The sequence below is a fragment of the Micromonospora sp. NPDC049230 genome (assembly GCF_040647875.1).
Classification (GTDB): domain Bacteria; phylum Actinomycetota; class Actinomycetes; order Mycobacteriales; family Micromonosporaceae; genus Micromonospora.
In genome coordinates this window covers 158,951-183,311 of record NZ_JBEZCZ010000007.1, presented here as the reverse complement: position 1 = coordinate 183,311, position 24,361 = coordinate 158,951, and the positions used below count along the sequence as shown (strand labels likewise).

Genomic DNA, 24,361 nt, shown 5'->3' with positions numbered 1-24,361 from the left:
TCCACCACGCAAACCTGAGAGGAGAACGCCATGCCACAACTGCTGCGGGTGCAGTGCTTCAACGTGTCCCGGGACGGGTTCGGCACCGGTGTGGGGCAGAGCCTGGAACGGCCCTTCGGCCACGCGGACCCCACCCCGCTGTTCTCCTGGCGGGCCGCCACCGCCAGCTTCGTGTACCGCACCGAGCCGGGCGGCACGCGCGGCCTGGACGACTACCTGACCCGCGACGCCGAGTGCAACATCGGCGCGGAGATCATGGGTCGCAACAAGTTCGGCCCCCAGCGTGGCCCCTGGGAGAACCACGACTGGCAGGGCTGGTGGGGCGACAACCCGCCGTTCCACACGCCGGTCTTCGTGCTCACCCACCACGTGCGCCCGTCGTTCAGCCTGTCCGACACCACGTTCCACTTCCGCGATGTCAGCCCGGCCGAGGCCCTGGCCGAGGCGAAGCAGGCAGCCGACGGCCGGGACGTACGCCTCGGTGGTGGCGTCGCCACCATCCGCGAGTTCATCGAGGCCGATCTGGTCGACACGATGCACATCGCCGTCGCGCCCGTCGACCTCGAACGGGGCGAGCGGTTGTGGGACAGCCCTGACGAACTGCTCGACCGTTTCCACTGTGAGTCGGTGCCCAGCTCCAGCGGGGTCACCCACCTGCTGTTCTGGCGACGCTGACGGCACCCCGACCGCTATGCCAGGCGGGACAGCACCAGCATGCGGTTGCCGTCGGGGTCGGTGACCCGGGCGGACCGCTCACCCCACGGTTGGTCGACCGGCTCCTCGGTGACCGTCGCACCGGCCGAGCGCAGAGTGTGCACGGCGGCGTCGCAGTCGTCGGCGTAGACGCACAGCTCCCAACGGTGCGCGGCCGTCGGCTCGCCGGCTTCCGGGTTGGCGGCCAGCCCGAGTTCGCTGTTGCCCAACCGGAGTGCGACGAACTCCGGCTCACCCTCCTGCGGGAACCGGTAGGTCAGCTCGAAGCCGACCACGTCCCGGTAGAACCCGATCAGTCTTGGCAGGTCAGGTGTCGTCACGATCGGAAAGGCTTCGGTGAACACGGACCACCTCCACGCCGGACCCTAGCGGTGCCACGGCCTTGGTGGAACTACCACCGTCGATATCGGCGGGCCGCGTTGCTGCTTACCCTCTTGCGCAGAATGATTTGCGATGCAAACCTATTGGTAGTGCAGGAGAACCTGAGCAGCCTGGAGGCCGCCGTGTCGGAACAACGGAGCACCGCACCGGACGACAGAGACACACCCGGAGAACTCCTGGCGTCGGTGGCCGCGCTCCGGCGGCGTACCCGGATCGCCCGGCACGCCTACTGGTTGCCACTCCTGCTGTTCGGTCTCCTGGTGGTGGCGGCGGGACCCCTGTACGTGGAGTCGGCCGACCCCCTCGACATGCGCGGTCCGCAGGGCAACTCCGCGCTGACCGGCCTCGGTGGGGACTTCCTCGAACGCTCAGCGGCCCTCGGGTGGTACTGGCTGGTGGCGCTCATCGGCGGCTACCTGCTGACCCTCGGCTGGTACCGGTGGCGTGGCGCGCGGGTCGGCGTGCAGACACCAACCCGCACGTACGTCATCGCCGGCATCGTCGGCACGCTGGTCGGGCTCGTGCTGCCGATCGTGCTGCGGTTCCTGTTGCTCAACTCGGCGACGGAGGTGTCGAGCGCGACAAGCTGGTTGACCACCCCGCTGTTGGGCGTCTCCGATCGCGGCATGTTCCCGCACCTGGTCATCGCGGTGGGTCTGCTGGTCCTGGCCCGACTGGAACGCAGTCGCGGCCTGACGGCCGTCGCCGTGGGCTACGCCGCCGCGGTCGTCCTCGTGAACGTCTACTTCCAGACCGCGAACTTCGAGCCGGGCGACCTGAGCCGGCACAGCTTCCTGCTGGCGGCCCTGCTGCCGGCGCCGATCCTGCTCGTCGGTGGCATCATCGCTCTTTTCACCATAGGTAAGAGGTCGACATGAGCACCGGCACCGGCGGGCACCCGACGAACGGGCTCAGCGACACCGTCCACCAGCGCAACCGGCTCGGCATCCTCACCATCGCCGCCGAGGCCGAGCGGGTGGAGGTCGCCTACCTGCGCGACGCACTCGAACTCACCGCCGGCAACCTCTCCCGGCACCTCGCCGTGCTGGAGGAGGCGGAGCTGATCCAGATCGACAGGGGCTACCATGGCCGCAGACCCAAGACCTGGATCAGGATCACCGAACAGGGGCAGGCCGCACTGGCCGCCGAGATCAACGCGCTACGGGAACTGCTCCGCCGCCACCAGGAGTTGGGCGGCGCTCCGCGGCCAACCGGGTAGGAGCCTGTCGTACCGGTGTCGTAGGTTGCCGTTCATGAATGCGTCGACGCCGGCACAAGACCTGACCACACGGCGCGTCGTACGCGACGAGACGCCGGTCCTGTTCATCGCCACGGCCGATGAGCAGGACGCGATCACCGAGGCATGGGGTCGCCTGGAAACGCTTGTGGGGTCACTCCAGGGGCGGAAGTTCTTCGGGGTCTTCGGCCCGCCCGATGGGGCATACCGGAACAGGTCGCCGACCACGACTCGACGCGTCCCAGCATCGAGTTCTACCGGCGGCGCGACGAGATCGACCTGCTGATCCCGGTGAACGCCCGATAGGGATTGGTCAGTCCTGCTCCAACCTGTCGCGAAATAGGATGCGGGCGAACTGGCGTACCTGTTGGATCTCGACATGACGCATGAGCTTGTTCGTCCTCGGAAGGCTCGACCCGGGGACAAGATCGCGGTTCTCTCGCCGTCCTTCGCCGCGGCCGGCGCCTTTCCCGAGATCCACGAACAGGCCATGCGACGGCTCGCCGACCTGACCGGCCTCGTGCCGGTCGAATACCCGACCACCCGCCAGGTCGGTGCGACCGCGGCGGCGCGGGCGGCGGACATCAACGCCGCCTTCGCAGATCCTGAGGTACGCGGCCTTCTCGCCGTCGTCGGAGGCGACGACCAGATCACCGTCATCCCGCATCTGGACGCCGACCTCGCCCGAGCCGACCCGAAGCCGTTCCTCGGCACCAGCGACAACACCAACCTGCACCACTGGCTCTGGGGCCTCGGCATCGCCAGCTTCTACGGCGGGTCCTCGCAGGTGCACCTCGGCCCCGGGCCAGCCGTCGACGACATCCACTCCCGGTCGCTGCGAGCGGCGCTACTCACCGGCGAGCGGTTGGAGATCACCGACCCGGGCGAGTCCGAGGATGTCGGAATCGACTGGGCCGACCCGGGGGCGTTGACGTCCTTCGGAGAACGCGAACCGACGGAACCATGGAGTTGGTACGGGCCGCGCCGCGCAGTCACCGGCCCCACCTGGGGTGGCTGCCTGGAGGTCATCCAGTGGATCCTGACGGCGGGGCGCTTCCCATTTCCCCCGGAGGCTCTGCGGGGCGGGGTGCTGGTCATCGAGACGTCGGAGAAGCTTCTGCCGGCCCGCGAGGTCGGCTGGATCGTCCGATCGCTCGGTGAACGCGGTCTCCTCAGCGCCGTCGACGCGGTGCTGGTCGCCCGTCCGCCGGTCTCCGACCAGACGCGCCGACCCCCTGCCGCGGACCGGGCACGGCTACGCGAGCAGCAGCGCGACACGGTCGTCGACGTGGTGACCCGATACAACCCGGAGGCAGTGGTCTGTGTCGGCATTCCCTTCGGCCACACCCGGCCGCAGTGGATCCTTCCCCATGGCGGCCTGGTGACCGTTGACGGCGTGGAACGCCGAGTGTTCGCCGACTACCGGTAGAGCCCGCCCACTCGACACGCCGGCGGTTGCCTTTTCGGCCCCGCTGTCGCCGTGCGGCGAGTCGAGACACAGGTGGCGGCTGCGGAGCGCGACCTGCTCCTTGGTTACGGAACGCCCAGGTATCGGCCGATCCGGCCGATACCTGTCCGGCTGGCAGCGCCAACCCGTCCTGGCCGAGGGGGCCGGTCGGGAGATCACGGCGGTCTCCGGCGGCGAGCCGGTGCGACGCGTGGTGGAGACGACCGCCGATCCGATCAATTGACAGCCATTGATTGACGCGGTCAACTGGCGAGGCCCGTATCCCCCGGCTCACCCAGGAGGACCCTCTTGCGTACGCTCCTGACCCTCGCCGCGGCCGCCGTCTGCGCCGCCGGTGCACTGGCCGTCCCCGCAGCGGCGGCGCAGGCCGAGCCGGCCGGCACCGCCCCGGCCGGCGCGACCGTCCCGGCCGACGCCTGCGCCGGTACCGTCCAGATCCAGTCGCTCACCTTCAACCCGCCCCGGGTGGTTCCGGGCCAGGTCGTCAGGGCCACCGCCGTCGGGCAGAACTGCACCGCCCAACAGCAACAGGTCGGCACGGCGATCTACGGCCGGTTCGTCGGCTCCACCCCCGGCATCCCCACCGGCTGCCCGGCCCTCCCCTCGCTGCCTGGCTGGGCGGTCACCGTCGATCCGGGCGCGACCTTCAGCTGGCAGGAGGGTTACTTTGTGCCCTCCGGCTGTACGGCCACCGGCCTGGAGGTCACGGTCCTGCTAGAGAACAGCGCCACCGGCACGCGACTCACCCGGACCGCCACGGTGCCGATCGACCCGCCGCCGGTGGCGCCCTGCACCGTGAGCTACCGCACCGGGAGCGAGTGGCCGGGAGGCTTCACCGCCCAGATCACCATCAAGAACACCAGCACCGTGCCGATCAACGGTTGGGCGCTCAGCTTCACCTTCCCCGGTGACCAGCACATCGTCCAGTCCTGGTCCACCACGGCACAGCAGAGCGGTGCCACCGTCACGGCCCGGAACCTCAGCTACAACCCCCTGGTGGCGCCGGGCGCCTCGGTGGACTTCGGCGTCCTGGGCACCTGGCAGGCCAGCGACGCGGTGCCGATCGCGTTCACGCTCAACAATGTCGGCTGCGCCGCCGGGTAGCCCGCACACCGGGCCCGGCAACACGCTCGCGTCGCGGGCGCCCAGCGCCAGCCTGCGAGACATCATGGCCCGGATGGGCCACGACAGTCCCCGCGCGGCGCTGATCTATCAACACGCCAATCGGGAGGCGACCAGGTCATCGCCGACGCGATCGACAAGGCCGTCAGGGCGGCCGGACACAAGCCGAGCAGGCGTCGGACGCGACCGGCCGCCGAGGACGACGGGACGGGCGCCGAGGCGGGCTAATGGCACAGCGCCCTGTTTCAGCCATCTAGAACGACGGAAGCCCTGGCGGGACCATCGGTCCTGACCAGGGCTCTCGCGACTGGAGCGGGTGACGGGAATCGAACCCGCACTGTCAGCTTGGGAAGCTGATGTTCTGCCATTGAACTACACCCGCAAGCGGCACCACTGTACCCGAGTCGCCGGGCCCGTGCACCCAGGCACCCCGGCCCGCCGCTTGCCCGCGCGCCGTTTTGCCCGCTCTGCCTGGTTCGGCCAGGGCTCGGCCCGGCTTGATCCACTCGGGTTCCTGAAAGTCGGGGTGTCTGAGCGGCCGGGACACCGCGATTTCACCAAAACCGAGTCGATCATGCGGGGCGGCGCCCGCAGGACGGCGCGCGGCGGTGCCGTGCGAGACGGGGCCGACGCGGGGCGACGCAGGGCAGTGCCGGACGACGCCGGACGACACGGGGCAGTGCAGGGCGACGCCGGACCACGCAGGACGACGCCGGGCGACACGGGGCAGTGCCGGACGACACGGGGCAGTGCCGGACGACACGGGGCAGTGCCGGACGACACGGGGCAGTGCCGGACGACACGGGGCAGTGCCGGGCGACACGGGGCAGTGTCGGGCGATGTCGGGCAAGCCCGGGCGGCGCGGGGCGGGGCGGTGCGTACAGCCGGGTGCCGGCTCCGTTACGACGGAGCCGGCACCCGCTGTGTTTGGTCTGCGGTCAGGCGGCTGTGCACTGGACGTCACGGCTGCGGCGGGCCGGGCGGGTCTGCGGCACCGTGAGTGGCGCGGCAGTCGCCGCCGGGGCGTGCGGGTCGAGCCAGACCCGGACGGCCGGCCGACCCGGCGCGAGGCCCGGGACGCCCGCGATGTGCTGCTCGCGGCGGGTGAGCATCGCCACGTCGACGGTGAACTCGAAGAGCCTCCAGTCGACCTGCGGCTCGGCGCGGGCGCTCTGCGCCAGTTGCGCCACCCGGGCCGGATCGGTCACCGGACGGGCGCGCCCCGCCACGTACGCCTCGTCGTCGCTCTCCTCCGGGGGGAACGAGTGCAGCGCGTAGCGGCCGTCGCGTTCGAGGTCACGGCGCTTCGGAGAGTCGATGATGAAACAGAAGAGACCCTCGTCGGTGATGACCGGGGAGACCGGATGGACCCGGGGCCCGCCGTCGGCGCGGACCGTGGCCAGGTAGCCGAAGCCCGGCCCGTACTGCTGGAGGAGAACGCGGATCCCGTCGGCGAGTCGGGGCTCGTCGGCGGCGAATTCGGACCAGGAAGCCATGTGAGCATTCTATCGAACAAATGTACGAGCAGCGACCTCGACGCGCTGGTCACCGGCACCGAATCTGGTGGGTTTTCGGGCCGCCGCTATGGTGGTCCGATGCTGCTCTCCGACCGCGACCTGGTCTCCGAGATCAAGGCCGGCACGCTGGGCCTGGAGCCGTTCGAGCCCACCCTGGTCCAACCTTCCAGCATCGACGTACGGCTGGACCGGCTGTTCCGGGTCTTCAACAACCACCTTTACACCCACATCGACCCGGCGATGCAGCAGGACGACCTGACGTCGGCGATCGAGGTGCCCGACGGGGAGCCGTTCGTGCTGCACCCCGGTGAGTTCGTGCTCGCCTCGACGCTGGAGGTCATCTCGCTGGGCGACCAGCTCGCCGGCCGGCTGGAGGGCAAGAGTTCGCTGGGACGGCTGGGGCTGCTCACGCACTCCACCGCCGGTTTCATCGACCCCGGCTTCTCCGGTCACGTCACGCTGGAGCTGTCGAACGTGGCGAACCTGCCGATCACTCTCTGGCCGGGCATGAAGATCGGGCAGCTCTGCATCTTCCGGCTCTCCTCGCCGGCCGAGCACCCGTACGGGTCGGCGGTCTACGGCTCGCGTTACCAGGGGCAGCGGGGGCCGACGCCGAGTCGCGCCTGGCAGCACTGGCGCACCTGGCCCACCCGCTGAAGTGAACCCGTGACAACGGGGGCCCGCCGCGACGGATCGCGACGGGCCCCCGGTCAGCGCACTGATCAGCCTGGACGGCCGTAGCTGTGGACCTGACCGTCATCGGCCCCCTTCATCTTGACCGGTTCGCCGGCCTGCGAGGCGTGCACCACCCAGCCGCCGCCGACATACATGCCGACGTGGTGGATGTCGCTGTAGTAGAAGACCAGGTCACCGGGGCGCAGGTCGGGCTTGCCGACCTTCTTGGTGGCACGGCTCTGCGCGGCGGCGTTGTGCGGCAGGGACACCCCGGCCTTCGCCCAGGCGGCCAGCATCAGCCCGGAGCAGTCGTACGAGTTCGGGCCCTCGGCACCCCAGACGTAGGGCTTGCCGATCTGCGCGCAGGCGAACTTGACCGCCGTGCCGGCGGCGCCACCGGGATAGCTGGCAGGGCAGGGCGCCGGGCGCAGCGGACCGCCGCCACCGCTGCCGTACACCTTGAGGCGCAGCTTCTGTAGCTTGTCGATCTCCTCGTTGATCTGCTTCTTCTTCGCCGCCAGCTGAGCCTCGGTGCGGGTCAGTTGGGCCACCATCGCATCGAGCGGCGCCTTCTGCCCGGCCAACGTGTCGCGCAGGTCGGCCACCTCGCGGACGTTCTGCTGCTGGTTGTGCGCGAAGCGGTCGAGCATCTCCAGCTGTCCGACCACCTCGCTGGGTGACCGGCTGCCCAGCACGGCGTTCACGGTCAGCACGTTCTCGCCCTTGTACGCGCGCACCGCCAGGGCGCTGACCTTGTCCATCGCGGCGTCGACCTGGCGCTCCAGCGGGGCGATCCGGGCGGCCAGCGCGTCGGCCTGCCTGCGCTTGGCGGCGAGGTCGATCCGGGTGGCGTTGTGCTGTTCGATGATCGGTTCGAGTTTGTTCCAGTCGGCGTCGATCTGGCGTTCGATCTCGGCGACGGACGGGTCGGCGTGGGCCGCCGTGGCGCTGCCGGCCAGGACGACGGCGACGCCGGCCAGTGCGGCGAGCGCGGTGGTGAAGCGGGACCAGCGTGGGCGCGGCGCGATCGGCATGGGGCCGGCTGTTGCCGACCGTTCGGACGACGGCCGCGGGGCATGGAGTGCCACCGGGGTTCCGTACTCCTTCTTCCTGACCGCCTACCGGGTTAGCTGACGGGTTCGGGCGGGAAGTCGGCGCCCTACCGCAGTGGCTGCGGATTCACCCCGGGGGACATGGGTCCCCGGTTCGTTCGGAAACGACTCGGCGGTGTCGGTCCGTTACCGCCCGGGCTGGGCGGAGCTGCTATCGGGCCGACAAAAGACCAGAGTAGAGACGCTTGTTACCCCTCCGCAACCCGCGCGGCCGTGACACTCCGTACCGATCGGAGGGGGCACCGACCACACGCGAAGATTTCTTTCCAGACAGGTCGACACATAGAAAGGTATTGACGCGGGCTCCCGGGCGGCGCGAAGGTGACCTGACCTGCACCCGTGGAATCTGGGGGGTTCGATGCACCATCCAACCCTGTCCTCCGGCCGGCGCGCACTGCTCGCCGCCGCCGTGGTCGCCGCCGCGACCGCGGTGCCGCCACCCGCCAACGCCGCCGCCGCGCCTGGCGGCGACCGCCAGCAGCAGTACGCCGCCGCGGCGGCCGAGTTCGGTGTACCGACCGACGTGCTGCTCGGCGTCTCCTACCTGGAGTCCCGCTGGGACAGCAACGCCGGCACACCCAGCACCAGCGGCGGTTACGGCCCGATGCACCTGACCGACGCCCGACGCGTGGCCGCGCTCCCCGTGGCCGGCCACCACAACACCGGCAGCGGCACCGAGGATCCGCGTGGCGACGACTCCCGTACCTCGCTGGAACCCGCGCCTCGGCCGGCGGACCCGACACCATCGGCCGCCGCGTTGCAGACCGTGGACGCCGCCGCCGCGCTGACCGGCGCGGCCCCCGACTCGCTGCGTACCGACGTCGGCGTGAACATCCGGGGCGGCGCGGCGCTGCTGGCCTCGTACCAGCGGGCGTTGGGTGCGCCGGTCGGTGCCGGCACCGACCCGGCCACCTGGTACGGCGCGGTGGCCCGCTACGCCGGCGCGGACACCGCCGACGCCGCGGCGGCCTTCGCCGACGAGGTCTTCACCACCATCGGCACGGGCGCGTCGCGGATGACCGATGACGGAGCGCGGATCACGCTGCCGGCCCGGGCGATCCGCCCGGAGCGTTCCTGGCTGGACCGGCTGGGTCTACGCCGGCTCGCCCGCCCGGACGGGCTGGAGTGCCCCCGCACCATCTCCTGCGAGTGGATCCCGGCGCCCTACGCGGCGTTCGGCGACGGGGACTACGGCAACCACGACCTGTCCGACCGGCCCGCCCGGCAGAAGGTCGAGTACATCGTCATCCACGACACCGAGGGGAGTTGGGCGACCACCCTGCAACTCGTGCAGGACCCGACCTACGTGAGCTGGCACTACACGCTGCGCTCGGTGGACGGGCACGTCGCCCAGCACGTCAGGACCAAGGATGTCGCCTGGCACGCCGGCAACTGGTACGTCAACGCCAAGGCGGTCGGGCTGGAGCACGAGGGCTTCGCGGCGCAGGGCACCTGGTACACCGAGGCGATGTACCGGGCCTCGGCGAAGCTGGTCCGGCACCTCGCGCTGCGGCTGGGCGTCCCGCTGGACCGCCAGCACATCATCGGCCACGACAACGTGCCCGGCACCGTCGCCGCGAACGTTGCGGGGATGCACTGGGACACCGGCCCGTACTGGGACTGGACGCACTACTTCACGCTGCTGCACGCGCCCCGGCTGGACACCGGCACCCCGGCCACCGGTCTGGTCCGGATCGACCCGGACTTCGCCACCAACCAGCCGGCGTTCGTCGGCTGCGTCACCGCCGGTGTGCCGTGCGCGCCACGCGGCTCCTCGGCGGTGGTGCTGCGCTCCGCGCCGGCCGCGGACGCGCCGCTCGTCAACGACATCGCGCTGCGCCCCGACGGCACCCCCAACACGATGGAGGTGTCGGACCACGGTGCCCGTGCCTCCGCCGGTCAGACGTACGCGCTTGCCGGCCGCCAGGGCGACTGGACGGCGATCTGGTACCTCGGGCAGCGGGCGTGGTTCCACAACCCGACGTCGGCGCCCACCGCCAGCTGGACCGCCGGCGTGGTGGCAACCCCGAAGCCCGGCCGGGCCACCATCCCGGTCTACGGACGCGCCTACCCGGAGCAGGCCGCCTACCCGGCAGGAGTGCCCTACCAGGCGATCTCGCCGCTTCAGTACACCCTGGCCGCCGGACAGCGGTACGCCGTCGGGGCGGTGCTGCCGGGCGAGTACTACCGGGCCAGTACTGTCGACGGATCCTCGCCCGGCGACTGGACGGTGATCCGGGGCAAGAACCGGTACGCGCAGATCCAGTTCGGCCACCGCATCATGTACGTCGACCTGGCCGACGTGCAGCTCCTGCCGTCCCCGGTGGGTGCGCCCCGCTGAGAAACCACGACGGCCCCCGGTCGCGGTGACCGGGGGCCGTCGTGTCGCGCGAGGTGGATCAGCCAGGTCTGCGGAACCCGGCGACGGGCATGGTGTTGATGCTGGACACCGACACCGGCTTACCGGCTCGTGGCGCGTGCACCATCTGGTTGTTACCCAGATACAGCCCGACATGACTCAGACCGGAGTAGAAGAAGACCAGGTCACCGGCACGGGCCTCGGATCGCGCGACGGCCTTGCCCTCGTTCCACTGGTCTCCGGTGTGGTGGGTGAGGTAGATCCCGGCCGACTTGTAGGCGTACTGGGTCAGCCCCGAGCAGTCGAACGAGTTCGGGCCGACGGCGCCCCAGACGTACGGATCGCCGACCTGCTGGCAGGCGGTCTTGATCGCCTTCTGGGCGGCCACGGAAACCACACCGTTGATGGTCGGGCAGCCGGCGGTCTTGACAGTGGTCTTGGGCATCGACGCCTCAAGCTGCTTGATCTCGGCGTCGATCTGCTTCTTCTTGGCCGCCAGCTCGTTCTGCTGCTTGGTCTGGGTCGCGATCAGCGTGTCCAGCTTCTGCTTCTCGCCGTCGTACTTGGCCCGTACGGCAAGGACACCCTCGACCTCCTTGCGCTCCTGCGCGGCCAGCCGATCGAGGATGGTGAGCTGCTCGGTGAGCGTGTCCGGCTTGGCGCTGACCAGCAGCGCGCCAATGTCGTGCGACGGGCCCGAGATGTAGTAGCGGGAGGCGAGATCGCCGACCCGGTTGAGCGCCAACTCGCTCTGCAACGCCAGCGGCTCGATCTTCTTCTGCAGGTCAACCGACTTCTGCCGGTTGACCTTCAGCTGCGCCCTGACCTTGTTGTACTGCTCGATGGTGGGCTCCAACTGCTCCCACTTCTTGTCGATCTGCGCCTCGATCTCGTCGACCGTCGGCGCGGCGTGCACCGGCGCGGCGAGCAGGCCCGCGCCGACCACCGCGGCGGCCGCCAGGACGAGCAGGCGGCGAGTGGCACGGCGCAGAACACCCGGCCGAGCAGACGCAAACAGGTCGTGACGATGAGGGGGCATGGTTGCCACCGGCACCGACTCCTTTGCAACCGACCGCCGGGCGCCTCGCGTGAGGGAAGGGCCGAGGCAGACGACCCACAGCGGTCGGTGCCCCACATTAGGGAAGCGCGGGGCGGTAATCAAGGCGAGCGGAATAACCGTCACTGTCGGGCAACCAACTGCACACCATGGGTATTGGCGAATCATCCAACAATTGCGGTCAATACATCGTCGAGTGTGACCACACCGAGAGGGCGCCGGCCGTCGCTGACCAGCACCATGTGCCGCCGTTCCCGGCGCATGGCCAGCAGCAGGTCCGCCAGCGTACGCTCCGGCGGCACCACCGCCAGCGGCCGATAGACCTGGGCCGGCACCGGCGACCGGCGACCCTGTCCCGCGTACCCGAGCACGTCCTTGACGTGCACGAAGCCGAGCACCCGACGGGTCGAGCGCTGCACCACCGGAAACCGGGACCGTCCGGTCCGGGTCGCCAACACCTCCAGCGACGCCGGCGAGACGTCCTCGGCCACCGTCACCACCGTCGACCACGGTTGTAGCGCGTCCGCCGCCGTGCGGCTGTGCAGGGCCAGCGCGCCGGTGATCCGGGCGTGCTGTTCCGCGTCGAGCAACCCCTCGGTGCGTGCCTGGGAGACGAGCCCGGCCAACTCCTCGGCGGTGAACACCGTCTTCACCGCCTCGGACGCCTCGATCCGCCAGATCGCGAGCACCCGGCGGGCCGCCCACTTCATGGCGAGCAGCAGCGGCTTGGTGGCCACACAGAACGCAAGCATCGCCGGACCGAGCCAGAGCGCGGACACCTCCGGACCGGCCAGCGTGATGTTCTTCGGCACCATCTCACCGACGACAGTGTGCAGGAAGACCACCACGCCCAGGGCCAGCACGAAGGCCACCGGGTGCACCGCCCGCTCGGGCAGGCCGGCGGCATGGAACGGCGGCTCCAGCAGGTGCGCCAACGCCGGCTCGGCGATCGCACCCAGGCCCAGCGAGCAAACAGTGATGCCGAGCTGCGCGCCGGCGATCATCAGCGGGATCTGGTTCATCGCCGACAGCGCCCACCGGGCCCGCTTCGACCCGGCGGCCAGCGGCTCGATCACCGTCCGGCGGGATGCGATGAGCGCGAACTCACTGCCCACGAAGAACCCGTTGCCGAGCAGCAGCAGGACTGTCACCAGCAGCTCAGTCATCGTCGTCCGGCTCCGCCGGGCGCAACACCCGGACCTGCTCGATCCGGTGCCGCTCCACCTCCACCACAGTGAACTCCCAGCCGTCCGCCTCGACCGTCTCGCCGGCCAGCGGGATGTGCCCGAGCTGAGCCATCAGGAACCCGGCCAACGTCTCGTAGGGCCCCTCGGGCAGCCGGAAGCCGGTCTGCTCGGCCAACTCGTCGGAGCGGAGCACCCCGTCGACGAGCACCGTGCGCTCGCCGCCGGGCACCCTCAACTCGACCGGGTCCGTGTCGTCCACACTCGCCGGGTCGAACTCGTCGGCGATCTCCCCGACCAACTCCTCGACGAGATCCTCGATCGTCACCACGCCGTCCGTGCCGCCGTACTCGTCGACCACGATGGCCAGGTCGGCCCCGGCCGCCTTCAGGGCCGCCAGCACGCCGTCCAGATTGAGGCTCTCCGGCACGTAGACGGGCTCACGGGCCACCGACCCGACAATGGTCGAGGCCCGGTCGGCAAGGGGCACACCGAGCGCGTCGGGCACCCCGGCCACGCCGGTCACCAGGTCCAGGGTCTCCTCGTACACCGGGAACCGGGTCCGCCCGGTCTGCCGGGACTGTTCGAGCAACTCGGCCACGGTGGCCGTGGCGCGCAGCGCGACCACGTCCACCCGGGGCGTCATCGCCTCGGCGGCCCGCTTGTCGCCGAACCGGATGGTGCGGCGCAGCAGCATCGCGGTGTCCGTCGGCAGCGCGCCGGCCCGGGCCGAGATGGCCGCCAGCAGGCCCAACTCCTCCGGTGAGCGGGCACTGGCCAGCTCCTCCTGCGGTTCGACGCCGAGCGCCCGGACCAGCCGGTTCGCCGAACCGTTCAGGCCCCGGATCAGCCAGCCGAACGTCCGGGAGAAGGTGTGCATCGGACCGGCCGTGGCCAGCGCCGCCGGCATGGGCCGGGCCAGCGCCGCGTTCTTCGGCACCAGCTCACCGAAGAGCATGGAGAGCAGCGTGGCCAGGGCCAACGCCAGGAACGGGGTGTAGCGCCCGGTGCTCTCCCCGGCCAGCGGGCGCAGCAGCGGCGTGAAGAGCCGCGCCAGGGCCGGCTCGGCCAGGTAGCCGGTGAGCAGCGCGGTGATGGTGATGCCGAGCTGCGCGCCGGAGAGTTGGAAGGAGAGTTCGCGCAGCGCGGTGCGTACCGTCAGGGCGGCCTGGTCGCCCGCGGCGGCCCGCCTGTCGATCTCCGCGCGGTCGACAGTGACCAGGGCGAACTCGGCCGCGACGAAGAACGCGTTGCCCACTGTCAGCGCAACGAAGCCGACCAGGGGCAACAGCGTCATCAAGAGCAGGCCGTCGATGTCGCCTCACCTCGGCGAGATTCTTGCACGGCGACGGCGGCCCGCACGGGGCCGCCGTCGCCGTCGGTGAACAGATCCCGGGTGTACGCGCCTCAGCCGGCGACCGGCGTCGTCTCCCTGCCGCCCTGCGGCTGCTCCGGCTTGACCGAACGGAGCAGCACGCTCGCCACGTCGATCACCTCGACCTGCTCGCCGGCGCCCTTGCCGTTGACCCCGTCGTTGAGCATCGTCGAGCAGAACGGGCAGCCGACGGCGACAGTCCTCGCGCCGGTGGCCATTGCCTCCTCGACCCGGTCCACGTTGATCCGCTTGCCGATCTTCTCCTCCATCCACATCCGGGCGCCGCCGGCACCGCAGCAGAAGGAGCGTTCGCTGTTGCGCGGCATCTCGGTCAGCTCGCCGGCGATGGCGTCGCCGAGGACCTCCCGGGGTGCCGCGAAGACCCGGTTGTGCCGGCCCAGGTAGCAGGGATCGTGGTAGGTGACGCCGCCGTCGACCGGCTGCACCGGCGTGAGCTTGCCGGTGGCGACCAGGTGGGCCAGCAGTTGGGTGTGGTGGACCACCTCGAACTCGCCGCCGAGTTGGCCGTACTCGTTGCCCAGGGTGTTAAAGCAGTGCGGGCAGGTCGCGACGATCTTGCGCTTGGCCCTGTCCCGGCCCTCGAACGCCTCGTTCAGCGTCTCCACGTTCTGCTGGGCGAGCATCTGGAAGACGAACTCGTTGCCGATCCGCCGTGCCGGGTCACCCGAGCAGGTCTCGCCCTCGCCCAGGATCGCGAACGACACGCCCGCCTCGTTGAGCAGCGTGGCCACCGCGCGGGTGGTCTTCTTGGCCCGGTCCTCGAAGGCACCCGCACAGCCGACCCAGAACAGGTACTCGAAGTCGTCCACCTCGCCGACCCGGGGCACCTCGAAGTCCAGGCCCTTGGTCCAGTCCTCGCGGGTGTTCTGCGGCGCACCCCACGGGTTGCCCTTGTTCTCCAGGTTGCGCAGCATCACGCCGGCCTCGGAGGGGAAACTCGACTCGATCAGCACCTGGTAGCGGCGCATGTCGACGATGTGGTCCACATGCTCGATGTCGACCGGGCACTGCTCGACGCAGGCGCCGCAGGTGGTGCAGGACCAGAGCACGTCCGGGTCGATGACACCGCCCTCCTCGGCGGTGCCGATCAGCGGCTTGTCGGCCTCGGCCAGGGCCAGCACGTCCAGGTGGGCGAGCTGCGCCTGGGTGGCCTTCTCCTCGCCGGTCAGGTCCTTGCCGCCGCCGGCCAGCAGGTAGGGCGCCTTGGCGTACGCGTGGTCGCGCAGGCTCAGGATGAGCAGCTTGGGTGACAGGGGCTTGCCGGTGTTCCAGGCCGGGCACTGCGACTGGCAGCGCCCGCACTCGGTGCAGGTGCTGAAGTCCAGGAGGCCCTTCCAGGTGAACTGCTCGACGTGGGCGACGCCGAACTGGTCCTTCTCCGGGTCCGCCTCCTCGAAGTCGAGCGGCTTGCCCTGGCTGGTCATCGGGCGCAGCGCGCCGAGGCCGGAGCCGGCCGGCCGGGCCGGCTCGCGCTTGAAGAAGATGTTGGGGAACGCCAGGAAGCGGTGCCAGGCGACACCCATTGTGACGTTCAGGGAGATGACGATCAGCCAGGTCATCGAAATGATGATCTTGATGGCGGCGGCGACGCTGACCCCGTCCGCCCAGGCCGGCAGCACCGCGCCGACCGCGTGGCTGACCGGGGTGGCCCAGACCGGGAACTCGAAGTGGTCGGTGGCGACCTTGAAACCCCGGATCACGAACCCGAAGACCAGGACCAGCAGCACGATCCACTCGACGAAGTAGCCCTGCCACATGGTCGAGCCGGTGAACCGGGACCGCCCGCCCGGCCGGGTCGGCCGGTTGCGCAGCCGGATCGCCATCAGCACCAGGATGCCGACCAGACCCAGCACCCCGATGATCTCGGTGACCAGGCCGAAGATCGTCCAGTGCCCGATGACCGGCAGGCCACCGTCGGTGGTGACCACCTCGAAGTACGCCTCGAGCACCAGCAGCGACAGCACGACGAAGCCGACCATCACGAACCAGTGCGCGGCGCCCACCACGCCCCACTTGAGCATCCGGGTGTGGCCGGCCGTCTCGACGAGCATGGTCCGGGCGCGGGTGATCTTGTCGCTGAACCGTTCCGGTGCCGGCTGCCCGAGCCGGATGACTGCCACCATCTTCAGGACCGCACGCACCGCAAGCCACACCGCCACGGCGGTGATGGCGGCCGCGAGGATCGTGGTGACGATCTGGACGCTGCCCATCGAGTTGGCCTCCCCGGTCTGCTGCCTGATGACCTCGCCGTGCTCGGTCATGCAGTGCAGCCTACGCGAAGGTTACCCAGCAGTAACGTGAGTCATCTCGCAGTAGGCCACGCTGCCTGCGGACACCATAGGGGGCCCCACCCGATCCTGCCGGGCAGGGGCGCTGTGGGTGGACGTGGGACCGCCGACGCGACGGCCCCGAGCCGGCTCAGCGCCAGCGGGAGAGCAGCCCCAGCGAGGCGACCATCGCGCCGAAACCGACAGCGAGGTTCCAGTAGCCCCACGCGGCGACCGGGTACTCCTGCTCGGACAGGTAATAGAGCACCAGCCAGCCGATGCCCACGACGATCAGGGCGACAGCGGTGACCGGCAACCACACCGGGCTAGGCTTGCGCGTCGACGCCGCCGTCGTCGGACGGACGTCCGTCGGCGGGGTGTACACCTTCTTCTTGCGGACCTGAGACTTGGGCACGACGCTCTCCAGAGGGGTGACGACCTCGTCCGGCCTGACAACCGGGCGCGGGGGCGACGGTCCATGGCCAATAATGTTCGACAGCTAGCGTAGTCCCGATTGCCCGTCCGGACCATGAATGGGGTCAGGCCGGTGCACGGAGTGACCGAAAAAGGCGGGACTGTTCGCATCACCGGCCAGCCGGGGCGGACCGATCCCCGACACGCGGAAGGAACGCTCGGTGGAGTACACATCCGGCGCAACCTCCTGGCAGAAGGTCCTCCGACGGGCCGCCGCCGGGCTGCTGCCCCGGCGCCCGCGTCAACGGCGTCCGGGCTGGTCGATCGGGGTGCCCCTGATCGCCGCCGCGGCGGGCCTGCTCTTCACCACCACCGCGACCACCGCCGGCGGCACCGCCCTGCGGGAGGACCGGCGACCCCAACTCAACCAGTTCATCGAGGACCGGCGCGAGCAGGTGGCAGCGAGCGAACGCCGGGCCGCCACGCTGCGCGGCGAGGTCGAGCAACGGACCAACACCCTGGCCGGCTCGGACGCCCCGATCAAGGAGCAGCAGAATCGCGCCCAGGGCAGCCTCCAGGCCGCCGGGTTCACCGCCCTCGGCGGGCCCGGGGTCACTGTCGAGCTGAACGACGCACCGCAGCTCGACCAGACCAAGTCGGACGCCAGCAACGACGACCTGGTGGTGCACCAGGCGGACGTACAGGCGGTGGTAAACGCGCTCTGGGCCGGCGGAGCGGAGGCCATGTCCATCATGAACGTCCGCGTGCTCGCGACCAGCGCGGTACGCTGCGTCGGTAACACCCTGCTGCTGCACGGCCGGGTGTACTCCCCACCGTTCAAGATCGTAGCGATCGGCGACCCCGCTGCCCTCCAGCAGGCCCTCGCCAGCTCCCAGGGAGTCCAGTGGTTCAAGGACGCGGTCGACGACTACCAGCTCGGCTACAAGGAGACGGTCTCCACGGTGCGGGTCCCCGCATTCGAGGACTCGACCTCCCTGCGCTCGGCTACGGTGCCTAAATGAGCGGGCCGGACGAACGTCGCGACGGGCGACACCGGGACCAGACCGACGATCCGACAGCCTTCCTGCCCAAGGTCGACAGACCCGAGCCGACGCCTGGCCGACCGACCCCGACCGGCAACTGGCCTGAGCCGGTGTTGCCCGCCCGCCCCGGTGCGGCACGCCCGTCGACCCCACCCGAGCCTCCCCGCCCGGCCGACCCGGCCCCCACCACCGGCCGCCCGGGGGTCGACGCACCTCCGCCGTGGCCGGGCGCCGCGACGCCCGGGGCAGCGCCCACCCATCCGACCGCACCCACCCAACCGGCCGCACCCGCCCAACCGTCGGCCACCGGTGGCGCGTCGGGTGCCACCCCGACCGTCCCGGGCACGTCCGGCGGGACGCCGACCCGGTCGACGACCTCCGGCACGCCGAGTCAACCCGCACCGTCCGGCCCTCCCACGTCGCCGGTTGCCGACGCGCCGACCGCGTTCATCCCCCAGATCGCCGCCCGGCCCACCCGACCGACCGGCTCCCCGGCCGGCCAGGAGACCTCCTCCGCGGCCGGGCCGGGCCAGGTCCCGCCCAGCGGGCCGGAGCGCGTCGCCGACCCCGCCGCCACCGCGTTGATTCCCGTCGTGTCCGCCAGGCCCACCACCCGGCCGCCGACGATGGACTCGACAACGCTGATGGGTGCCGTCCCCCGTACGCCGGGTCCGCAGGAGCCGACCGGCGGCGACAACCCCGCCGAGCCGCCCCGACCCCGGCGCGGCGAGCGGGTGGTCCAGCTCCGACCACACCAGACCGGCGAGGGCTACAAGAGCGTCTACTCCGAGCTCACCCGCCCGTCGCTCGGCTCACGAATCCGCACCGGTGTCCGCGTCACCGGCGAAATCCTGATCACCTTCGGTCTGGTGGTGCTGCTCTTCGCCGGCTACGAGGTGTGGGGCAAGTCGGCGATCGTCGACGCCCACCAGAACGACCTCACCAACCAACTGGCCGAGCAGTGGGGCCCGACCGACGACCCGACTGTCGTCCCGTCGGCTCGCCCGGCTGGCAAGCCTTCGCCGCCGGTACGCGGCAAGCCGCTCGCCGGCCTCTACATCCCCAAGATCGACAAGAACCTGGTGGTGGTCGAGGGCGTCACCCAGGAGGACATCCGCTACGCCCCGGGCCACTACCCGACCAGCGCGATGCCCGGCCAGGTGGGCAACTTCTCCGTCGCCGGGCACCGCAACCGGGCCACCTTCTGGCGGCTGGACGAGCTGGGCGAGGGCGACGCCATCGTGGTCGAGAGCAAGACCGACTGGTACGTCTACCGGGTGTCGCAGTCGCGGATCGTCCGACCCACCCAGGTGGAGGTGGTGGCACCGGTGCCCGGCGAGCCGAACAAGAAGCCGACCAAGCGGATGCTCACCCTGACCACCTGCAACCCCAAGTGGGACAACTACCAGCGGCTGATCATTCACGCCGAGCTGGACCGCACCCAACCCAAGTCGGCGGGCCGGCCGGCTGAGCTGGGAGGCTGACCGGATGTACGCGTTCATCTGGCGCAAGCTGCCGTTCGGCGTGGTCGGAAAACTGGTCGGCTCGGTGCTGCTGGTGGCCGCCACTGTGGCGCTGCTCTGGTACGTCGCCTTTCCGTGGGCCGAGCCCCTGCTGCCCTTCGACGACGTGCAGGTCGAGTCGGGTGTTCCCGCCGAATCGGGCGACGGCGGCCCGGTGACCGGCGACACCCCGGCCGGCGACGAGCACGACCTGCCGTACGACACCAACCAGAACAACCCGGCGCCGCCCTCCCCGAGCAGGTGACAATGCGCATCTTGGTGATCGACAACTACGACTCGTTCGTCTTCAACCTCGTGCAATATCTCGGCCAGCTCGGCGTGGACTGCGAGGTCCGCCGCAACGACGAGATCGACGTCGAGGCGGTGGGCAGTGTGGGCGCGGCCGGCATCCTGCTCTCCCCCGGGCCGGGCAGCCCCGACCGCGCCGGCATCTGCCTGGACGTCATCCGACGGTACGCGGGCGAGCTGCCGATCTTCGGCGTCTGCCTCGGCCACCAGGCGATCGGCGAGGCGTTCGGTGCGACGGTGACGCGCGCACCCGAGTTGCTGCACGGCAAGACCTCCGAGGTACGCCACGACTCGGTGGGCGTACTCGCCGGCCTGCCCGACCCGTTCACCGCCACCCGCTACCACTCACTCGCCGTACTGCCCGACACGCTCCCCGAGGAGCTGGAGGTCACCGGCTGGACCGGCTCCGGTGTGGTGATGGCGATGCGGCACCGGACGCTGCCCATCGAGGGCGTCCAGTTCCACCCGGAGTCGGTGCTCACCGAGGGCGGCCACCTGATGCTGGCCAACTGGCTGGCCGGTTGCGGTCACCGGGAGGCGTTGGAGCGCGCCCCCGCACTGGCCGCCGAGGTCGACGCCCGCCGCCGGGCGGCCTTCGCCACCACCTGAGGCGGCTCGGCCGGTGGGGCGTCCCGCTGGCCGGGTCAGCCGCGCAGCGCGTCCTGAACCGCCGGGTCCACGGGTGAGCGGACCGCCGGGGCCCGATCCCGGGCCGCGTCCCACGCCGCCTTGCCGCTTGCGAAATAGTCCCGGATCGACTTCTCGGCGAGCAGGACCGGACCGCAGCCGTCGCACCGTGCGGTGACCCCGTCGACGTCGAGGCCGAGATGCCGGCACAGCGTCACCGCGCGGGACACGTGGTAGGACTGGGTCACGATCAGGGCCCGCTGGACGCCGTACACCTCGCGCGCCCGGGCACAGCTGTCGTAGGTGTCCAGGCCGAACGGGTCGGCCACCACGCGACGCGCGTCGACGCCGAGTTCGGTGAGGTACGACGTCATCACCGCGGGCTCGTCACCCGACGCGCCGCCCCCGTCGCCGGACACGAGCACGACCTTGGCCCGCCCGCTGGTCACCAACTCGGCGGCGGTCTCCAACCGGCCGGCGAGCCGGTCGCCCGGCCGTCGCCGATCAGCCGCCACGGCGGTACCGAGGACGATCACCACCTCGGCGGCCGGGGCGTCGGCCTCGGCGTACAGGTGGCCGCGGGCGGCAGTCGTCGTCCACAGCCACGGAAGACTGGCGAGCAGCAGCACGGCGGTCGCCAGGACGGCCACGCGTCTGAGGCGTCGAGGACGTCGGCGTACCGGGACGACACCCGACGCTTCGGCGTCGCTCATACCGGGACAGGCCTAGTCCTCGGGTTGCCGGCCCGGCGGGGGCGGGAACGGCAGACCGACGCCGCCCCCGCTGCCGGGCGTGGTCGGCGTGACCGACGGCGTGCCGCTGGGCGTACCGCTGGGCGGCGGGTCGACCACCTTCAACGGAATGCCGATCTCAATGGTCACGGTCCTGTCCTTGGCCAGTGCGGTGCCCGCGGTCGGATTCTGCCTCTGGACCCGACCGGCCTGGTCCGCCGGCACCTCGTCACCGTCGCGGAATTCGACCTTGTAACCCGCCTCGCGAAGCTCCTGGGCGGCCTCGTCGCGGGTGGAGTTGACCACGTTGGGCACCTTGCCGACGTTGCCCTTGGAGACCTCGACGATCACCGTGCTGTCCTGCGCGACGGTGGTCCCCGACGGCGGGGTCAGCTTGAGCACGGTGCCCTTCGCCGCGGGGTTGTCCACCTGCTTGTCCTGGACCTTCAACCCCTGGCCCTCAAGCTGAGACTTGACGAGCTCGTACTGGGAGTTGACCAGGCCGGGGGGGATCTTCACGGCCGGCTTGCCGTCGCAGAGCTGAATGGTCACCGCGCTGCCCTGCTCCAGCCGAGTGTTCGGTGGCGGATCCTGCTTGGCGACGGTGCCCTTCGTGCAGTCGTTGGCCAGGATCGGGTCACCCAGCTTCGGCTGGAGGTCGGCGCCCTGGATCTCGGTGAAGGCGACGGTCTGGCTCTTGCCGCTGAGGTTGGGCACCAGCTTGTTGGCCTTGTCCTGTTGCATGTTCCAGAGCAGGGCGGCGACCAGGGCGATCACCGCCAGCACGCCGACCGCGCTGAACGTCGCGATCACCCAGGAGGACGCCTTGCGCTGGCGCGGATCACCCACCCGGGCCGGAATCTGCCCGGTCTGGGGCCCACCGGCGGCAACCGGGTAGCCACCCCGACCGCCGGCAGGTGCCATCGCCACAGTCTCCGCCTCGCGCAACACCGGGGTAGCCAGCACGGGCCGGCCGGCGGCGGCGCGGAGCAGGTCGGCCCGCATCTCGCCGGCGCTCTGGTAGCGGTTGAGCGGGTTCTTCGACAGCGCCTTCAACACGATCGCGTCGACGGCCGGGGTGACATCCGGGTTGATGTCACTCGGCGTCGGCGGCGTCTCCCGGACATGCTGGTACGCCACGCTGACCGGGCTGTCCCCGACGAACGGCGGGTGCCCGCAGACCAGCTCGAAGAGCACACAGCCGGCCGCGTACACATCGGAGCGGGCGTCGACGGCCTCGCCGCGCGCCTGCTCCGGGGACAGGTACTGTGCCGTGCCGATCACCGCGCTGGTCTGCGTCATCGTGGTCGCGCCGCTGGCCAGCGCACGGGCGATGCCGAAGTCCATCACCTTGACCTGGCCGGTCTGGGTGAGCATCACGTTGCCGGGCTTGATGTCCCGGTGGATGATGCCGTGCCGGTGGCTGAACTCCAGCGCGGCGCACATGTCGGCGCAGATCTCCAGCGCCCGGCGCGGCTGTAGCCGCCCCTCGGCGCCGAGGACCTCCTTCAAGGTCCGTCCGTTGACGAACTCCATCACGATGAACGGCAGTGTCTCGCCGGTCGGCGCGGTCTCCTCACCGGTGTCGTAGACCGCCACGATCGCCGGGTGGTTGAGCGAGGCGGCGTTCTGCGCCTCCCGACGGAACCGCATCTGGAACGTCGCGTCCCGAGCCAGGTCGGTGCGGAGCATCTTGATCGCGACGTCCCGACCGAGCCGGAGATCGCGACCGCGGTGCACCTCGGCCATGCCGCCGTAGCCGAGCAGCTCGCCGACCTGGTACCTGCCACCGAGCAGGCGGGCCTGCGCTGTCATCGCGTCTGTCGTCCTTCGCTCGTCGTCGTCCCGCCGTCGCCCGGCTGGAGTCGTATCTCCCGACGGTACGACGTCTGGGTCACATCGTCGCGCCCGTCGAGTCGCAGCACGCCGGACGTCACGGTGCGCGCACTCGACCCGACGGGTTCGCCGGCCTGCGACTGCTTGTTCAGGTAGTAGGAAATCACGCCGGAGCAGAGCAGGACCAGCACGGCCAGCAAGATGGCGAGAAGCACCATTCCCGGTCGGGACCGCCGAGGCTCGGGTGACGGCGTCGATGGGCCGGCCTGCCGGGCGTACGCCGGCTGTTGCTGCTGCCGGGGTGCGGTCGGCACCGCCGCGGCACCGCGCGGGTAGCCGTTCGGTGCGGCTGGCGGTCGAGCGGCCGGCGCGACAGCGGTAGGTCGTGGCTGCTGAGCCGGCGCGACAGCGGTGGGCCGTGGCTGCTGGGCCGGCGCGACAGCTGTCGGTCTCGGCCCGGCGGCGGCCGGCGGACGGGCACCCGGTGGCCGCATCTGGTGCGCCTGCGGCACCTGGGCCCGACCCGGCGCGGCCGGTGAGGCCGGTGCCGCGGAGACCGGCCCGGAGTTGCCACCGGCCCTGGCCTGCTGGGAAAGCGCGGCCTTGAGCTGACGGGCGACCCCGGCCAGGGCCGCGGCGCTCGGCCAACGGGCGGCCGGGTCCTTCGCCAACGCCCGTTCGACAACCGTCCGCACCTGCGGGGGAATGTCGGACGGCAGCGGCCGAGGCGTCTCCCGGACGTGCCGCATCGCGATGTCGAGCGGGTTGTCGCCCTCGAACGGACGCCGCCCGGCCAGGCACTGGTAGGCGACCACGCCGAGCGCGTACACGTCGGAGGCCGGAGTGGCCACACCGCCGGTCGCCTGCTCCGGAGAGATGTACGAGGCGGTGCCGAGCACCGAACCGGCGGCGGTGAGCTGGCCGACCAGGTCGGAGCGGGCGATACCGAAGTCGGTGAGCACCAGCGTGCCGTTCGGCCGGACCAGCAGGTTGCCCGGCTTCACGTCGCGGTGCACGATGCCCTTCTCGTGCGCGGCATGCAACGCGTCGGCGGCCTGTGCGACGAGGGCCATCGTCCGGGCCGGGGTGAGCCGGCCGACCCGACTCAGCGTGGACGACAGGGCGTCGCCCTCGACGTACTCCATGACCAGGAAAGCGATCTGCTGGTCGTTGCCGAAGTCGTAGACGTCCACCACGCCGGGGTGGTTGATCGTCGCCATGGTGCGGGCCTCACCACGGAACCGCTCGGCGAAGTCCGGGTCGTCGAGCAGGGCGGGAAGCAGGCTCTTGACCGCGACCGTCCGGCCGAGCACCTGGTCGGTGCCGCGCCAGACGTCGCCCATGCCGCCGCTGGCGATCCGCTCGTCGAGACGGTAGCGGTTGCCGAGCTGGACGCCGGGGCTGAGCATG

At 70.8% G+C, this 24,361-nt stretch carries 22 protein-coding genes, 1 tRNA gene and 1 riboswitch; of the genes, 11 read left to right on the top strand and 12 right to left on the bottom strand.

Annotated elements, in window-relative coordinates; all coding sequences use genetic code 11:
- Positions 1-30 precede the first annotated feature (30 nt).
- Positions 31-675 carry a dihydrofolate reductase family protein gene (locus tag AB0A95_RS09255; RefSeq protein ID WP_357555093.1) on the top strand — a complete coding sequence of 215 codons (645 nt, stop codon included), beginning with the start codon at positions 31-33 and terminating at the stop codon, positions 673-675.
- Positions 676-689: 14 nt separating this feature from the next.
- On the opposite strand, the gene AB0A95_RS09250 is transcribed toward AB0A95_RS09255, so the two are convergent.
- Entirely contained in the window at positions 690-1,034 is a 345-nt protein-coding gene (locus AB0A95_RS09250; RefSeq protein ID WP_357555092.1) for a VOC family protein, read from the bottom strand.
- A 150-nt stretch (positions 1,035-1,184) separates the two neighbouring features.
- Here AB0A95_RS09250 and AB0A95_RS09245 point away from each other — a divergent pair, with 150 nt between their 5' ends.
- The 4 genes from AB0A95_RS09245 (at position 1,185) to AB0A95_RS09230 (ending at position 4,904) form a co-directional block, all read left to right on the top strand.
- Positions 1,185-1,973 (top strand): hypothetical protein, encoded by a 789-nt coding sequence (locus AB0A95_RS09245; RefSeq protein ID WP_357555091.1) that lies wholly within the window; start codon positions 1,185-1,187, stop codon positions 1,971-1,973.
- Complete coding sequence (locus AB0A95_RS09240) at positions 1,970-2,314, top strand: transcriptional regulator (protein WP_357555090.1); 345 nt, start codon at positions 1,970-1,972, stop codon at positions 2,312-2,314. Before AB0A95_RS09245 ends, AB0A95_RS09240 begins: the two co-directional genes overlap by 4 nt.
- Before the next feature lie 397 nt (positions 2,315-2,711).
- Positions 2,712-3,761, top strand: a complete 1,050-nt coding sequence (locus AB0A95_RS09235; protein WP_357555089.1) for an LD-carboxypeptidase — start codon at positions 2,712-2,714, stop codon at positions 3,759-3,761.
- A gap of 327 nt (positions 3,762-4,088) precedes the next feature.
- Positions 4,089-4,904, top strand: coding sequence for a cellulose-binding domain-containing protein (locus AB0A95_RS09230; RefSeq protein WP_357555088.1), 816 nt, complete (start codon positions 4,089-4,091; stop codon positions 4,902-4,904).
- Positions 4,905-5,230: 326 nt separating this feature from the next.
- On the opposite strand, the gene AB0A95_RS09225 is transcribed toward AB0A95_RS09230, so the two are convergent.
- Both AB0A95_RS09225 and AB0A95_RS09220 read right to left on the bottom strand, forming a co-directional pair.
- Positions 5,231-5,304, bottom strand: a tRNA-Gly gene (locus AB0A95_RS09225).
- A gap of 556 nt (positions 5,305-5,860) precedes the next feature.
- Positions 5,861-6,418, bottom strand: coding sequence for a pyridoxamine 5'-phosphate oxidase family protein (locus tag AB0A95_RS09220; RefSeq protein ID WP_357555087.1), 558 nt, complete (start codon positions 6,416-6,418; stop codon positions 5,861-5,863).
- Between the two features lie 99 nt (positions 6,419-6,517).
- Between AB0A95_RS09220 and dcd the strand changes: the two genes are divergently transcribed.
- Positions 6,518-7,096, top strand: coding sequence for a dCTP deaminase (gene dcd, locus AB0A95_RS09215; protein ID WP_357066363.1), 579 nt, complete (start codon positions 6,518-6,520; stop codon positions 7,094-7,096).
- A 65-nt stretch (positions 7,097-7,161) separates the two neighbouring features.
- Here dcd and AB0A95_RS09210 read toward each other — a convergent pair whose 3' ends face one another.
- The gene (locus AB0A95_RS09210) at positions 7,162-8,148 is read right to left on the bottom strand and encodes an NlpC/P60 family protein (protein WP_357555086.1); all 987 of its coding nucleotides are present in this window, start codon (positions 8,146-8,148) and stop codon (positions 7,162-7,164) included.
- 67 nt (positions 8,149-8,215) lie between these two features.
- Positions 8,216-8,351: riboswitch (cyclic di-AMP (ydaO/yuaA leader) on the bottom strand.
- Positions 8,352-8,584: 233 nt separating this feature from the next.
- Here AB0A95_RS09210 and AB0A95_RS09205 point away from each other — a divergent pair.
- Positions 8,585-10,567: an N-acetylmuramoyl-L-alanine amidase gene (locus AB0A95_RS09205; protein WP_357555085.1), complete on the top strand. Its 1,983-nt coding sequence runs from the start codon at positions 8,585-8,587 to the stop codon at positions 10,565-10,567.
- A gap of 58 nt (positions 10,568-10,625) precedes the next feature.
- Here AB0A95_RS09205 and AB0A95_RS09200 read toward each other — a convergent pair whose 3' ends face one another.
- From AB0A95_RS09200 to AB0A95_RS09180, 5 genes are all read right to left on the bottom strand, one after another.
- The gene (locus AB0A95_RS09200) at positions 10,626-11,639 is read right to left on the bottom strand and encodes an NlpC/P60 family protein (RefSeq protein ID WP_357555084.1); all 1,014 of its coding nucleotides are present in this window, start codon (positions 11,637-11,639) and stop codon (positions 10,626-10,628) included.
- A gap of 167 nt (positions 11,640-11,806) precedes the next feature.
- On the bottom strand, positions 11,807-12,808 hold the full coding sequence (locus AB0A95_RS09195; RefSeq protein ID WP_357243231.1) for a hemolysin family protein: 1,002 nt from the start codon (positions 12,806-12,808) through the stop codon (positions 11,807-11,809).
- Positions 12,801-14,123 (bottom strand): hemolysin family protein, encoded by a 1,323-nt coding sequence (locus AB0A95_RS09190; RefSeq protein WP_357555083.1) that lies wholly within the window; start codon positions 14,121-14,123, stop codon positions 12,801-12,803. The genes AB0A95_RS09195 and AB0A95_RS09190 overlap by 8 nt, the downstream gene beginning before the upstream one ends.
- A 110-nt stretch (positions 14,124-14,233) precedes the next feature.
- Complete coding sequence (locus tag AB0A95_RS09185) at positions 14,234-16,432, bottom strand: (Fe-S)-binding protein (RefSeq protein ID WP_357555189.1); 2,199 nt, start codon at positions 16,430-16,432, stop codon at positions 14,234-14,236.
- Between the two features lie 208 nt (positions 16,433-16,640).
- The gene (locus tag AB0A95_RS09180; protein WP_357377361.1) at positions 16,641-16,904 is read right to left on the bottom strand and encodes a cell division protein CrgA; all 264 of its coding nucleotides are present in this window, start codon (positions 16,902-16,904) and stop codon (positions 16,641-16,643) included.
- A gap of 220 nt (positions 16,905-17,124) precedes the next feature.
- On the opposite strand from AB0A95_RS09180, the gene AB0A95_RS09175 reads away from it, so the two are divergent.
- The 4 genes from AB0A95_RS09175 to AB0A95_RS09160 are packed head-to-tail and all read left to right on the top strand — an operon-like array spanning position 17,125 to position 20,366.
- Positions 17,125-17,925 carry a DUF881 domain-containing protein gene (locus AB0A95_RS09175; protein WP_357555082.1) on the top strand — a complete coding sequence of 267 codons (801 nt, stop codon included), beginning with the start codon at positions 17,125-17,127 and terminating at the stop codon, positions 17,923-17,925.
- Positions 17,922-19,430, top strand: coding sequence for a class E sortase (locus AB0A95_RS09170; RefSeq protein WP_357555081.1), 1,509 nt, complete (start codon positions 17,922-17,924; stop codon positions 19,428-19,430). Before AB0A95_RS09175 ends, AB0A95_RS09170 begins: the two co-directional genes overlap by 4 nt.
- A 4-nt stretch (positions 19,431-19,434) precedes the next feature.
- A complete protein-coding gene (locus AB0A95_RS09165) occupies positions 19,435-19,713 on the top strand; it encodes a hypothetical protein (protein WP_357555080.1) in 279 nt (92 codons plus the stop codon).
- Between the two features lie 2 nt (positions 19,714-19,715).
- Positions 19,716-20,366 carry an aminodeoxychorismate/anthranilate synthase component II gene (locus AB0A95_RS09160; protein WP_357555079.1) on the top strand — a complete coding sequence of 217 codons (651 nt, stop codon included), beginning with the start codon at positions 19,716-19,718 and terminating at the stop codon, positions 20,364-20,366.
- Positions 20,367-20,401: 35 nt separating this feature from the next.
- Here the strand turns inward: AB0A95_RS09160 and AB0A95_RS09155 are convergent, their stop codons facing one another.
- From AB0A95_RS09155 to AB0A95_RS09145, 3 genes are all read right to left on the bottom strand, one after another.
- Entirely contained in the window at positions 20,402-21,034 is a 633-nt protein-coding gene (locus AB0A95_RS09155; RefSeq protein WP_357555078.1) for an ElyC/SanA/YdcF family protein, read from the bottom strand.
- Positions 21,035-21,109: 75 nt separating this feature from the next.
- The gene (gene pknB, locus AB0A95_RS09150; RefSeq protein ID WP_357555077.1) at positions 21,110-22,930 is read right to left on the bottom strand and encodes a Stk1 family PASTA domain-containing Ser/Thr kinase; all 1,821 of its coding nucleotides are present in this window, start codon (positions 22,928-22,930) and stop codon (positions 21,110-21,112) included.
- Positions 22,927-24,360: a protein kinase gene (locus AB0A95_RS09145; protein WP_357555076.1), complete on the bottom strand. Its 1,434-nt coding sequence runs from the start codon at positions 24,358-24,360 to the stop codon at positions 22,927-22,929. The genes pknB and AB0A95_RS09145 overlap by 4 nt, the downstream gene beginning before the upstream one ends.
- Position 24,361: the final 1 nt, after the last annotated feature.

Excerpts from the sequence above, each read along its gene's own strand:
- AB0A95_RS09255 (WP_357555093.1), top strand. The coding sequence starts at position 31 with ATGCCACAACTGCTGCGGGTGCAGTGCTTCAACGTGTCCCGGGACGGG.
- AB0A95_RS09240 (WP_357555090.1), top strand. The coding sequence starts at position 1,970 with ATGAGCACCGGCACCGGCGGGCACCCGACGAACGGGCTCAGCGACACC.
- AB0A95_RS09235 (WP_357555089.1), top strand. The coding sequence starts at position 2,712 with ATGACGCATGAGCTTGTTCGTCCTCGGAAGGCTCGACCCGGGGACAAG.
- AB0A95_RS09220 (WP_357555087.1), bottom strand. The coding sequence starts at position 6,418 with ATGGCTTCCTGGTCCGAATTCGCCGCCGACGAGCCCCGACTCGCCGAC.
- dcd (WP_357066363.1), top strand. The coding sequence starts at position 6,518 with ATGCTGCTCTCCGACCGCGACCTGGTCTCCGAGATCAAGGCCGGCACG.
- AB0A95_RS09210 (WP_357555086.1), bottom strand. The coding sequence starts at position 8,148 with ATGCCGATCGCGCCGCGCCCACGCTGGTCCCGCTTCACCACCGCGCTC.
- AB0A95_RS09205 (WP_357555085.1), top strand. The coding sequence starts at position 8,585 with ATGCACCATCCAACCCTGTCCTCCGGCCGGCGCGCACTGCTCGCCGCC.
- AB0A95_RS09195 (WP_357243231.1), bottom strand. The coding sequence starts at position 12,808 with ATGACTGAGCTGCTGGTGACAGTCCTGCTGCTGCTCGGCAACGGGTTC.
- AB0A95_RS09190 (WP_357555083.1), bottom strand. The coding sequence starts at position 14,123 with ATGACGCTGTTGCCCCTGGTCGGCTTCGTTGCGCTGACAGTGGGCAAC.
- AB0A95_RS09185 (WP_357555189.1), bottom strand. The coding sequence starts at position 16,432 with ATGGGCAGCGTCCAGATCGTCACCACGATCCTCGCGGCCGCCATCACC.
- AB0A95_RS09170 (WP_357555081.1), top strand. The coding sequence starts at position 17,922 with ATGAGCGGGCCGGACGAACGTCGCGACGGGCGACACCGGGACCAGACC.
- AB0A95_RS09165 (WP_357555080.1), top strand. The coding sequence starts at position 19,435 with ATGTACGCGTTCATCTGGCGCAAGCTGCCGTTCGGCGTGGTCGGAAAA.
- AB0A95_RS09160 (WP_357555079.1), top strand. The coding sequence starts at position 19,716 with ATGCGCATCTTGGTGATCGACAACTACGACTCGTTCGTCTTCAACCTC.
- pknB (WP_357555077.1), bottom strand. The coding sequence starts at position 22,930 with ATGACAGCGCAGGCCCGCCTGCTCGGTGGCAGGTACCAGGTCGGCGAG.
- AB0A95_RS09145 (WP_357555076.1), bottom strand. The coding sequence starts at position 24,360 with ATGCTCAGCCCCGGCGTCCAGCTCGGCAACCGCTACCGTCTCGACGAG.